The sequence below is a fragment of the Flavobacterium sp. AK-345 genome (assembly GCF_058310175.1).
On sequence record NZ_JBZEER010000004.1, the window covers coordinates 344,256 to 357,988 of the forward strand.

4 protein-coding genes are annotated in these 13,733 nt (G+C 36.3%); 1 reads left to right on the forward strand and 3 read right to left on the reverse strand.

Annotated features, from left to right (window positions below):
* Positions 1-135 precede the first annotated feature (135 nt).
* The 3 genes from AC4FQ3_RS10600 to AC4FQ3_RS10610 all read right to left on the reverse strand — a co-directional run bounded on the left by AC4FQ3_RS10600 (position 136) and on the right by AC4FQ3_RS10610 (position 8,453).
* Complete coding sequence (locus tag AC4FQ3_RS10600; protein ID WP_491181828.1) at positions 136-3,225, reverse strand: DUF8693 domain-containing protein; 3,090 nt, start codon at positions 3,223-3,225, stop codon at positions 136-138.
* Positions 3,226-3,390: 165 nt separating this feature from the next.
* Positions 3,391-7,599: a DUF8693 domain-containing protein gene (locus tag AC4FQ3_RS10605; protein WP_491181829.1), complete on the reverse strand. Its 4,209-nt coding sequence runs from the start codon at positions 7,597-7,599 to the stop codon at positions 3,391-3,393.
* Between the two features lie 392 nt (positions 7,600-7,991).
* Positions 7,992-8,453: a regulatory protein RecX gene (locus AC4FQ3_RS10610; protein WP_491181830.1), complete on the reverse strand. Its 462-nt coding sequence runs from the start codon at positions 8,451-8,453 to the stop codon at positions 7,992-7,994.
* Positions 8,454-8,742: 289 nt separating this feature from the next.
* On the opposite strand from AC4FQ3_RS10610, the gene AC4FQ3_RS10615 reads away from it, so the two are divergent.
* The gene (locus AC4FQ3_RS10615) at positions 8,743-13,362 is read left to right on the forward strand and encodes a DUF8693 domain-containing protein (protein ID WP_491181831.1); all 4,620 of its coding nucleotides are present in this window, start codon (positions 8,743-8,745) and stop codon (positions 13,360-13,362) included.
* The last annotated feature ends 371 nt before the right edge of the window (positions 13,363-13,733 follow it).

The window sequence follows — 13,733 nt, forward strand, 5'->3', positions numbered from 1 at the left end:
TATAATTCGTTTTGAAACCCTGCAATACCCACTTACCGTGATTTTTCAGGTGTTTTTTTCTGGTTAGTTTGATGTCAAAAAACAAAAAAGACGCACTATTTGTGCGTCTTTTTAGAAATAAACTAATTTATATTTTTAATTAAAAATTATCTTTTTAGTTGCAGTAAAGTCATTATCAAGAGTAACTTTTACAAGCAGTACCTGATTGGATGATTGCAGGTTTTGTATTTGAAGCTCTGTTGTGCCTGCTTTCTTTTTGCTGTAAAGCAGTTTTCCCGAGATATCGAAAACCGTTACCTCTTTTATGTTTTCTGCCGAAGAAGTTACCTTGATGGTTTTGTCTTTTACAGAAACCAGAAGTCCGTTTTCAACATTTTCAAAATCTCCCGTTCCAAGTGTTTTGTTGGTGTAACGCAATACCAAACGATCGCTAAAAGTTCCTTTCTCGGTAGTAAAGGTATAATCGCTTGTTGTTAAATCGTGTATTACCCCGGTTTTCTTGTCTTCCAGATAAATGGCATGGCTGCTCAAATCACCATCGGTCTTATCAATAGAAATCGTAAAATCTCCGGTTATCGTTGTATTGTACCCCAAAGGAACCTGATCTGTATCTGTAAAAGGCAGGGCACGTCCCTGGATAACATAATTGTTTCCGTTGTCAACACTATAGAAATCAACATACGGATTGGCATTAAAACTCACCCCGTCGTATCGGTCTTCGTATTCATTGGTTGCCCCTTGTACATAACCTACCAGCATTTGCTTGAAAACTCCCTTTGTATTGGTCATATTCAGCCATACGTGGTGTGCATCAGTAGTTTCTTTTGATGCGGATTTGAAAAACTGCGTGTTATCGGCAGCTCCAAGTCGCATGTCATTGTTAAAGGTCACTGTTCCGCCAGCTTTGGACGTTGCAAAGAAGGATTGTCCGGCGCCTATGAATCCAGATGGTTCCTCGTTGTTATTTCCGGGTGTTCCTCCGGTAATGGCACGTTCTTTTACCACTGTGCTTCCCGTTAAATTATAACTGGCATAATCATCTGAAGTATAAGTGTAGGCACCTGTTAAGGTAACCGGTGTATTATGGGTCCAGAAATACAGGGTTCCTTCTAAAATAGCTGTGTTTTGGTCCAGGAATTTTTTGGCGCTCAGGGCAGAAGGATATGGGTTTCCGATCAAATACGGTTTGCCTGCCGTTAGTGTTTCACCTAAAATTACACCATTGTTGGGCACGCCGTTAAATTCAGCAGGATAATCTGCTTTTACTGTCAGCGAATAGGTTTGCGGCCCACGGATGATATATCCTTTACCCACTTTCATAACCGTGTTTTTATTGGTAATTACCCAACTATCACCACTGTATCCGAAATATTTATCCCCTAAAGTCAAAGGAGAAACATCAATAAGTTTTTGCGGACTTACCGGTGTTGACCAGTATACGAAATCACCTCGTCTAATTTTTGGGGCAATACGTTTGTATTTTATGTTTCCTGAGTTCACGGCATTGTCGTTTACCTGAACCAGGCTTGAATGGTTCTCGAATGTCAACGATGCAGTTGCAGAAACCGTAAGTGCGTTTACAACTGTAAGGGTATAGTTTGAAGGTACTGTGATGGCTATTGCCGGATTGATGGTAAGGGAGCAGGCAGTCAAATCAGAAGATATTGTAAAGGCTCCTGCAATAATGGCTGCTTTGCTTGCATCAGGAGTACCGTTTGACCACGCTGTGCCGTTCCAGGTCGTAGAGGATTGGTTGGTAATAACAACGTTTCCTGTAGATGGTGATTTACAACCAACGCTATTTGTTACTCTAAAAGTATAGGTTCCGACCGCTAGACCTGTAACTGTATAACTTGTTCCTGAACCAGATGTTGTAACAGCGCCTGGATTTCTTTCTAATGTCCAGGTACCAGAAGGCATATCGGTTAATGTAACAGTTCCTTGGGCAGTACAGGTTACGGGTGTGGGAGTTCCTGTTGTAGGCGGTGTTAATAAAATAGTTGTTGTTGCAATGTTATCATTATTTGTAGCTCCCGAAATATCTTCAATTATATTTAGTGAAGGATCTTTTCCGGTTACTTTTGCCGAATTAACAACTCGGCCAGCGGCCACATCAGCAGATGTAATTGTATAAGTGCCTGTTAATGTTGCTTTTGCTCCTGGAGCCAGCGAAGCGATTGGATTGCCTGTAATAGTTGGTACGAGTGGATCAGTAACAGTGATATCAGTAATTGGCACATCTCTGGTATTGGTAACTTCAAAAGTATAATTGATCTTATCGCCTAATTTGCCACAAGATGACATGGAGGCTTTTTTAACAAGACTTAGTTCTGCAATTTTTAATGAATTACTATTAAAAGCAATAAAGGCGCAATCTGAACTTCCTGAAAAAGTAACAACAAAGCGATCCACTTGTGCAGCATTAGAAGCATTAATCCCAAATGCACTTGCTTCAATCCCTAACATCCTGATATCTCTCGTTGCTGCAGGACTAAAAGCGACAGCACCATTATCAGCCCTAAATAAATCAAGGCTATAAGTGCCAATTGCTGTAACGGTATCAAATTTTATAGATAATACAGTTCCAACTGTGTTTCCTGCCGCATCTATAAATTTAAAAGTATCATATTGATTTCCTGGTTCAGCTACCTGAGTTACTATTATATCCGGAATATTATCATTTAAACCGTTCGTATTTATATTATTGGTTCCAATTTTAAATTCAGCTACCCCAGCTTTTATATTTGCAATACCTGTTCCAAGACTCAAACCATTAGTGCCATCCGTAAGTCTGGAAGCAAGTTCAGCTCCTGTAGAGGTTGTTCCGGTTAGTGCGGGACGTAAAAAAGCGCTACCTGCTGATTCGTCTATCATTGAGCCTTGCAGATAATACATATTTGTATCTAATCCTAAAGTTTGAATTTTTAATGCTCTAAATTTTTGAGCATTAAAAGTTACTCCATTGCTAGTAAGCACATTATCATTAACTCCGGTGGAATAAGTTACACCGTTCCACGAAAACGCCAGTAAATTATTCTCTCTGTCGGGTCTATTTCCTGATCCTGTTATAGCATTTGATGTCCAATATCCTTTCCAGTCGGTATGGATTCTTGAGACAGGAATAATGGTACTTTGGCTTAACATATTAAAGGAAACCAGAAAAAAAAGTATTCCTATATTTTTTAAAAATAAAGAACGAATGGTTAAAAGTATTTTTGGGGACATACAATTTAAGTTTGGTTATAGTTTCTTTGGGGATAATTATAATTATTAGTTTTTTGATTTTATTTTTAAAATATGACTACCTGCATTTTGATTATTATTGCAATTGTCATTATCCAAAAAAATCCAACAACTTTCGCTGTCGGATTTAGTACTAAATTTGAGATATTATCTAAACATTGATTTTACTGTATTTATATGTTCGTTTTCTAATATCACTTTTACAAGAATTATTTGTTGACCAATACCCAGATTGCCTATAGTTAATTGTTTATCATCAACTTGTTTTTTCTTGTATAATAATTTGCCTGAAATATCATAGATATAAACTGTATCAATATTTTCTTTTGATGAATTTATCGTTATCGTTTTATTTTGAACTCCAACCACAACAGTTTCTGCTGTACTTTCAAAATCTCCTGTTCCTAATGTTTTATTTGTATAACGTAGAACAAAACGGTCGTTAAAAGTACCTATAGCTGTAGTAAATTTGTAATCGGTTTGAGATAAATCAGTAATTGTTCCTAATGTTTTATCTTCAATAAAAATATTTTTGCTTGCTAAATCACCATCTGCGTTGTCAATTGCAATTGTAAAATCTCCAGCAATTGTAGATGAATATCCTAAAGGCACAACATCGCTATTGTCTAGGGGCAAAGCACGTCCCTGAATGGATAATAATGTTGATTCATTATAAATGCTGTAGAAATTCACATAGGCATTCTGATTAAAAACTGCTCCGTCAAAATCGTTATCAAAATCGTTTGTTGCTCCGTCAACATATCCAATTAAAGTTTGCTTAAAAGCACCTTCATCATTGGTTAAATTAAGCCATACACGATGTTTTTCTAAACTTGCAGCTTTAAAGAACTGAGAGTTATTTCCAATAGCACGCATACTATTGTTAAAGTATGCATTACCAGCTGTTTTTGTAACAGCAAAGAATGATTGCCCTGCTGCAATTTCTCCTAGTGGAGCATCAGTGTTAACTCCTCCTGTTTTTGAGCTTTCTGCCTTTGTTGCTATTCCTCCAAGTCTGTTATAAGCAGCATAATCATCCGAAGTATATTTGTTTTTCGTAATTTTTGTATTGTGGGTCCAGAAATATATAGTTCCTTCTAAAAATGAATTATTTACGTTTGATAAAAAAGCGTCTGCATCTATTGCTGATGGATATGGATTACCAATTAATTGAGGACTACCAGCCTTAAGTGCTTCACCAGTTATAATTCCGTTATTTGGGATTCCAATAAAATTTACCGGCTGAGCATAAGTAGTTCCTGTCCAATAGTCTTTACCATTTGAATAAATGCTATTTGGTTTAGGAACACGAATAATGTATCCTTTTCCTGCTTTCATTACATTATTACCATTTTCAATTGCCCATGAAGTTCCATTATATGACATATACTTGTCACCTAATGTATTAGGAGATAATACTTTTAATTTTTGTCCTATAACAGGAGATGACCAATAAGTATAATCGAAGTTTTTCATAGGAGTCGAGATACGTTCCATTTGAAATGAATCAGCGCTTCCTGTATATGTAGCGGTATTATTTGTTTGTACTAATGATCCGTTGTTTTTTATAACAAGTTTAGCATTTGTATTTACAACAATGTTTTCGTTAACCGTTAATGTTAAATCTGCAGGTATTGTAAAAGTTTTACCTGCAGCCACTGTACAAGAACAAACTTCCAGATTTCCCGTTAAGGTTAAGTCATTATTTACAATTATTGAAGAACCTGTTGGAATTACATTCGTCGATCCGTCATAAACAGAAGGAGCATCAATAAAATTAATCGCAACATTTGCATCTCCTCCGTCTTCTCTTAAACGTACTTCAACTTTTGAGCTAGCGTTTAAAAGATAAGTCTGCCCATTATTAATTAATGTTGATGCAGTAGTATAACCATTTTGAGTAAATATTTTTGTGCCATCAATATAAATTTCAGCAACATCATCACAGTTTACTAATTGTATTTGGTAACGTCCACAAGCAAATCCTTTACGCTTATATGTGATAGCAAATTGATCTACATCTATTGGGGCTCCTTGCCAGCCTGAGTAATAAGAAGGCGATTTTGTTTTGTTCCAGAATGTCTGCGTGTTGATATTTAAATTAGAATCTACGTAAGTACCTGCATAACTTGCTGCTACTAAAGAAATGTCCGGAAGTGTAAAGCCATAAACGTTCCATTTATAATCTCCAAACGGAAAAGTAGTATCGCCTTTTATAGCACCGTACGAAAATGAAACTCTCGCAGCTTGCGCATTCTCATAATATTCTAATACAAAATTATGTGTTCCGGCTGTTAAAGTATATTGTGCAGCGTATCTGATATAACTATGATCGCCCCATGAATTTGTAGGGCTCATCGTAACCAAATTTCCATCAATATACAATCGAACACCGTCATCTCCTCCAATATTAAAACTGTAAGTTTCAGTTGTTGCTACGTCAGTTTGCATTAAATAACGAACAAAGAATTTATCGCTTGGTGCAGTACCGCAAAAGTTGTTTGCTTCTACAGTTGCATCTCCGGTAATTGTACTTTCACCAACATTTCTGTCAAAAATTGATTTTTCGGCTATAGATCCTACATATGTTGTCGCGGCAGGTGCATTACCTGTATAGGTATAAACAAACCCTTTCCAGTAGTTAATTCCCGGAGTTGGTGTAGCAGTACATAATGGCGCTGTTCCGTTTACATAAACAGTTGCAGAAGAATAATTTGAATTTGCATTACGTAATGTGTATGTAAATGTTGCTGTTCCGGTAAAATTACTTGCCGGTGTAAAAGTGATATTAGTAGTACCGTTTACAGTTACACTTCCGTTTGAAGGTTGTGTAACAGTAATTGCTTGTAAAGCAGAACCACCAACAACATCATTTGCTAAAATTGGAATTACTACAGCTGCATTAATTGGAGTTGATATAAAATCATCGTTTGCAGTTAAGGTGTTAACGTCTTTTACTGTACCGGTTATATATGGACCTTCACTATTACCATTTCCATTTTTTATTTCGAAAGTATTATACGTGCTGTAAACATAAAACCTTACATAAACAGTTTCTGTAGTAAGTACCGGATTTGTATCTGAAGAAAAAGTACCGCTTAAATTTGTCCAATCCGTAGCACTATTTGTTTCAGGAATCAATACTTTAACCCCTGTTGCAAAATTAACATCTTTCGAATATCTAACCTGGAATTTCTGACCGTTTGCCCCTCTGTAAGTAAAGTTAAATTGCTTTAATGTTAATTGATGATTGGAGTCAGGATTTATTTTAAATTGAATGTATTTGTTCGCATCATAACTACCGCCATTTTCCGACGGGTTTGGCCAGCTTCCGGTTTGAAAAAAAGCTGTAGTTGTATTTTGATATTGATAATTTAATGATGCGCCGATAGCTGTTATTGGTGAATTAGAATTAACATAGGCATTTGTAACCGGATTAAAACTATTTGAAGCTCCGTTCCAAAGAGATAATGTATTATCTATATTATCTACAATTGTTATTTTTACAGTAGCTGTTGAAGTTTCGGTTGCATTTGATATTGTATAGCTAAAAGTCACGGAACCCGTAAAACCTACTGCGGGATTAAAAGTTATTGTTTTATCCGGATTAATAATTGCAGTTCCTGTTGACGCTGATGGCGGAGTAGAAATTACAAGTGAAGTAACATTTTCTTTTTTTACGTCGTTATTTAACGGATTGATGTTGACTGCTAATTCTTTTTTTGTATCTACATAATCATTTATAGCCAAAATTTTAGCAGAATCAAAGTTTGTTATTGTTCCTCTTAAAAGAGGTACAATATTGGTGTTTTTTGTACCTGTTTTTATTTCAAAAGTATTGTAAGTACTGTAAGAATAAATTCTGATGTAAACAGTTTCGGTACTTAGAACCGGATTTATTTCTGTAGAAAAACTTGGGCTATAAGTCGTCCAGGAACTTGGAGATGCTGTTTCGGCAACTAAATCTTTAACTCCAGTTGCAAAAGTTGCGTCTTTAGAATACTTAATTCTGAATTTTCCAGATCCAGATCGGCATTCAAAAGTAAAAGTGCTTAAGTCTGCTTTATAATTTGTATTTGGTTTTATTGCAAATTGAATATATTTGGCAGGATCGTACTCTCCGCCTTTATCTGCAGGAGTTGGCCAGCTTCCTGTTTGAAAAAATACACTATCATCATTTTCATAAACATAAGATAAACTTGCGCCGTTTGATGTTACATTTTGACCAGTTACTGTACTTGCAATGTTTGTAGATGTAAATCGATTACTGTTTGATGCCGCATCCCATTTTATTAAGTCAACCTGACTAAATCCAAAAAAAGGTAAAAATAAAAATAAAAGTAAAGTTTTCTTCATGTTAAATGTTTTCTATCAGGTTGTTATGCTGGCATAATAATTTGACCGAGCAAAGATAGATACATCTACGTGTTTGTTTGAAAAGGGGTTTTCTGAAGCGCTATATAATCGATGAAATGTTAAAAAAATCGTTGAACTACATCGAAAAAAATGACAATTAATGTTATTTCTTATAAAACGTCAAAGTCAAAAATAAGAAAAATCTCTAATATAATCAGAAATGGACGTATTTTTTTGGAGTAATTATCAAAAAAACGTCAGATATGGTGAATTATCCTCAAAATAATGATTTTCTGACATTTCTTAAAATGTGTAAAATTATAGGTTTTTTACGACTGTTATTTGAAATGCAAAAGAGATTTTCCTCACAAGCTTTTTAAAGGGAATAATCGTTATAAATTTTGTTCAAAATCTTTCAGTTTATCATAAACCAAATTACTTTCGTAACCTCTTCTTAACAGATAATCACAAAATTTCTTTCGCTTTTTTAAAGTGTTTTTTTCACTTATACTGTGCCAGCATCTTTCAGAAAGTTCGTCAAATGTGTTTTGGTATTCTTCAGCAGAAATTTCCTTCAACGCCAAAGTTATATTAGCATTAGAAATCTGCCTGAATTTCAACTCATTTGTAATTCTGATTTTACCCCAATGTTTAATACGATGCTTTCCCCGGGCAAAACTGCATGCAAAACGAGTTTCATTTAAAAAATTTTCCTGAATTAAGTGAACAATAATCTGGTCCATTTCTTCGGTAGTCATTTTCAAATCATATAGTTTGGAAGTTACCTCAGCATGACAACGTTCCTGATAGGCGCAAAATTGTTCTAATTTTTGTATTGCTTCTTTGATTGTCATATAGTTACAGCAAAATTGATAGTGTGAAAATATTAAACATTTTTAGCCAAAAGTAAGAATTTACAACTAAAAATTTAATTTTTTAAGAAAACAAAGATAGAAAATTTCTAAATATGTAATTCTTGTAAGTAAATAGCGCTTTTATTAATATAAATACCTTTAATTCAATAACTTAGATATAGTGCGTTTTTAAGAAAAAAGTACATGTAATCATTTACTGAAATCAATATTCTTTTTCCTTAAAGATAGCACAGGTAAATTATTTGTTAAACTCTTAAATACCACTATTATGAGGCTAAAACTATCTTTATTATTTTCTATTATCTATGCTTCTTTATGGGCTCAGCCTCCACACACATTTACAGCCAATGGTTCATTAGTAGTTCCTGCGGGAATTACAAGTATGGCAGTTCAGGCTTGGGGAGGTGGCGGAGCCGGAGGTGGAGCTGCTGGCGCTGGATTACTTTTGGGAAGGGGTGCTGCAGGTGGAGGAGGTGGAGCTTATGCAGCGGCTAATATTACAGTTGTTGCAGGTAACACTTTATCGGTCTCAGTTGCAGGAACTACTTCTGGAACCCTTGGTAATGGAAACACGGGAGGAAGTTCTACTATTTTAGGTTTTGAAAGCTCAATTCTCGCAGCCGGAGGCGCCGGAGGCTTTGCAAATACTACAGGTAATACTCCTACAGGAGGTCCAGGAGGCACGACAAGCGCCTCGGTTGGAACAACAAAAAATCCTGGTACAAATGGAGGAAATGGAAGTTCTGCTCTTCTATCGCTAGGACTTACCTCTGGTGCAGGTGGAACAGGAGCTACACCAGGAGGAGGAGCTGGAGGAGCTGCGATCTCAAGTTTAATTTTAGGTACTGGTCCTGGAAATGCCGGAACCGCACCTGGTGGTGGAGGTTCAGGGGCCATTAATTCTGCTTTAGGTGCTGCCCAGATTGGAGGTACAGGAGCACGTGGTCAGGTAATTGTTACCTATACCTGTCCTACTTATCAAATTAACGCAACTTCAGCAGCAAATGTTTGTGTCACATCAGGAACTTCTGAAGTAACAATCACATCTTCCGCTACCTTTTTACCGATAGGGGTTTATACTGTAACTTACAATCGTAGCAGTCCAGCCGGAACTGCCTTAACAGCGCCAATGACAATCACTACAGCAGGTACAGGAACCTTTACTGCTAGTGGTTTTACAACTCTTGGAACGAGTAATATAACTATTACATCATTAACATCTGGTGTTTGTGTTTCTAATATATCTACAAATAATACCGCGACTGTTACTGTATCTCCTGCATCTGTAGGAGGAACGGTTAATGGCGGCACAACAATTTGTAGTGGTTTTACAAGTGCTCAATTAACTTTAACCGGACATACGGGAACAGTTGCAAAATGGCAATCTTCAGTGAGTCCATTTTCAACATGGGCAGATATTGCAAATACATTAACAACTTATACTTCAGGATCACTTACTCAAACAACTCAGTTTAGAGCAATTGTGCAAAGTGGAACATGTGCATCTATAGAGTCAAATTTTACAACTGTAATAGTAAACCCTTTGCCTGCAATTACTTTGGGTACTATCTCACCCGTTTGTGCAACTGGACTTGCTCAAAATACAACTTTAGCATATACCGGTACGACACAATCTCCAACAACTTACAGCATTATCTGGAACGCATCTCCTGCCAATACTTTTGCAGCAGTTACTGATGCTACTTTAAATGCAAGTCCAATTAGTATTGCCGTACCTGCGGGAACGGCTGCCGGAACTTATACCGGAACTATAACTGTCAAAAATGCGAATTCTTGTACTTCAAGTCCGGGTGTAGCTTTTAGTGTGGTCGTCAATCCTTTGCCAACTATAACTCTTGGTACAGTAGCTCCGGTGTGTGCAACGGGACTCGCTCAAAATACAACTTTAGCATATACAGCAACTACAAATTCACCCACAACATACAGCATTAGTTGGAATGCATCTCCTGCCAATACTTTTGCAGCGGTTACAGACGCAACTTTAAATGCGAGTCCAATTTTAATAGCAGTACCAGCGGGAACGGCTTCCGGAACTTATACGGGAACAATAACTGTCAAAAATGCGAATTCTTGTACTTCGAGTCCGGGAGTAGCTTTTAGTGTAGTTGTCAATCCTTTGCCAACCATAACTCTTGGTACAGTAGCTCCGGTGTGTGCAACGGGACTCGCTCAAAATACAACTTTAGCATATACTGCAACTACAAATTCACCCACAACATACAGCATTATCTGGAACGCATCTCCTGCCAATACTTTTGTAGCGGTTACAAACGCAACTTTAAATGCAAGTCCAATTTCAATAGCAGTTCCTGCCGGTACCGCACCCGGAACTTATACTGGAACTTTAACTGTAGCAAATGGTAATTCTTGTCTTTCCAGTTCTGGTGTGGCTTTTAGTGTTGATATTAATCCTCTTCCAACCATTACCTTGGGCACAGTTGCGCCTGTATGTTCAAGTACAAGTTCTCAAAATACAACTTTAGCTTATACGGGAACCACCAATTCTCCAACAACCTATAGTATTGTCTGGAATGCTTCTCCTACGAATAGTTTTGTCGCGGTTACCAATGCAACATTAACAACTAGCCCAATTTCAATAGCTGTTCCGGCCGGAACTGCACCCGGAACTTATAGTGGAACTTTGACTGTAGCAAATGGTAATTCATGCGTTTCCAATTCTGGTGTGGCTTTTAGTGTTGATGTTAATCCTCTGCCAACCATTACCTTGGGTACAGTTGCGCCCGTATGTTCAAGTGCAAGTTCACAAAATACAACTTTAGCTTATACGGGAACCACCAATTCTCCAACAACTTATAGCATTGTCTGGAACGCATCTCCTGCGAATAGTTTTGTAGCGGTTACCAATGCAACATTAACCACTAGTCCAATTTCAATAGCTGTTCCTGCCGGAACTGCACCCGGAACTTATAGTGGAACTTTGACTGTAGCAAATGGTGATTCTTGTGTTTCCAGTTCTGGTGTGGCTTTTAGTATATTGATAAATGAATCACCTGCATCTCCAATTATTGGAGCCATAACACCTGCATCATGTACGGTTGCCACAGGTAGCATCGCTTTAAGCGGATTACCTGTCGGAGGGACATTAACGTTATATCCCGGTGAAATAATAAAACCTTATTCAGGAACAACTGTTACTATTTCCGGACTTTCATCCAATACTTACGCTTTTACAGTAAGTAATGGGATTTGTACTTCGGTAATTTCTGCAAATGCAGTCGTGCCCAGTCTAGTTACAAATACCTACACCACTTCATGGTCTAATGGAACACCTACAGCGGATCAGGACATTATTTTTGCGGGAGATTTCATCTCAGCTGGTGGCGGTGCCGGAGACATTACAGCTTGTAGCTGTACTGTAAATGCAGGAGTAAACATTACAATTCAAGCTTTAGACACTCTTACCTTAATGAATTCATTGTCAAATAATGGAGGAAGTGTAACTTTCGAAAATAATGCCAGTTTATTACAAATAAATAATGCTATCAATACAGGTAATATTACTTATCAACGAACTACTACTCCAATTCTTAGGGGAGATTTTGTCTATTGGTCAACACCTGTAAATCCACAAAGGCTTTTTGATGTATCTCCTTTGACCTTGGGTGATAAATATTTTTCTTATAATGGAGATCGTTGGGCAATCATCAATCGAAACAGTTATATGTTAATTGGAAAAGGGTACAGTATTCGTGCTCCTCAAAATTATTCAAATACTAATAGAGTTACTTTTACGGCTTCTTTTATCGGTCAGCCAAATAATGGTGATTTATTTGGAGAAACCGTAGCGGCGGGTAAATTTTATTTAATTGGAAATCCGTATCCATCTGCTTTAGATGCAAATCTATTTTTAAGCGCAAATCTTTTTTTAGACGGAACTCTATACTTTTGGACACATAACACTCCTGTGGTTTTGGTAGGTGCTTACCGATATAATTCGGATGACTATGCCAGTTATAATTTTACTGGTGGTGTAGGTATAGGAACACCAGCACCAACGGGAACACCACAAAATAACGACAGTACTCCAACCGGTAAAATCGGGGCGGGTCAATCTTTCTTTGCAACCGCTAATAATGCAGGAACAGTTGCATTTACCAATAATATGCGATTGGGAGGTATTGACAATTCTCAGTTTTTTAAACCTGAAAATAATTCAAATTCAGCATTAACTGAAAGACATCGAATATGGTTAAATATGACTAATAGCGAAGGAGCCTTTAAGCAAATGCTGATTGGTTACATTGAAGGAGCAACTAATGATTTTGAAAGCAAATACGATGGCGTAACATTTGATGGTAATCCGTATTTGGATTTTTATAGTATCGCAAATGATAATAAATATGTAATTCAGGGTCGAGCCTTGCCATTTACAAATACAGATATTGTTCCATTAGGTTACAGAAGCACTATTGCCGGCGATTTTACAATTTCAATAGACCACGTTGACGGTGATTTACGCAATCATGCTATTTATATTGAAGATAAAGTCACAAATACAGTTCATAATTTAAACAGCAGCAATTATACATTTTCAACTGCAACGGGAACTTATACAGATCGTTTTGTATTGACTTATGTAAACAAAACATTAGGTTTGGGAGAATTTGAGGCGAACGATAAAAATGTTTTGATTGCCGTGCAAAATAAGGTAATTACTATTACATCCAGTACTGAAAAAGTAGACACAGTTTATATTTATGATCTTACTGGTAAAATGATTTATAAAACAGCAAATTTATCAGATATAGTGGTGAAAATTGACAATTTGAAAGTCAAAAATCAGGTTTTATTAGTGAAAGTAATTTTGGATACCAACGAAACAAAAACATGTAAAATAGTTTACTAGAAAGCAATAATACAGCGAAAAGTCCACTTGTTATAGACGAGTGGACTTTTTTTTTGCGAAAAAATCAAAAAAATCAAGGTATAAAAAGTAGGGTTTTTAAAGCAATCGTTTTTTTGTTAACACAAAAAAATGCATTTGGTCGGTAATTGATGCTATTTGTCGGAAAAGTTAATTTTTAAAATAAAATACTTGTAATAAACTGTTTTTTACGCTTTATTTGGACTAGAATAATCTTAAAAGGAATACTTTATTTTAAAAAGTTCTGATGTTTAAAGAGTTAGCTTTTTTTGAAAGTTGAATTGGTTTTTAATGTATTTATTTTCAAAATTTGTTTGTAAATAAATGCTTTCAAAATGTTAAAATTTATTTTA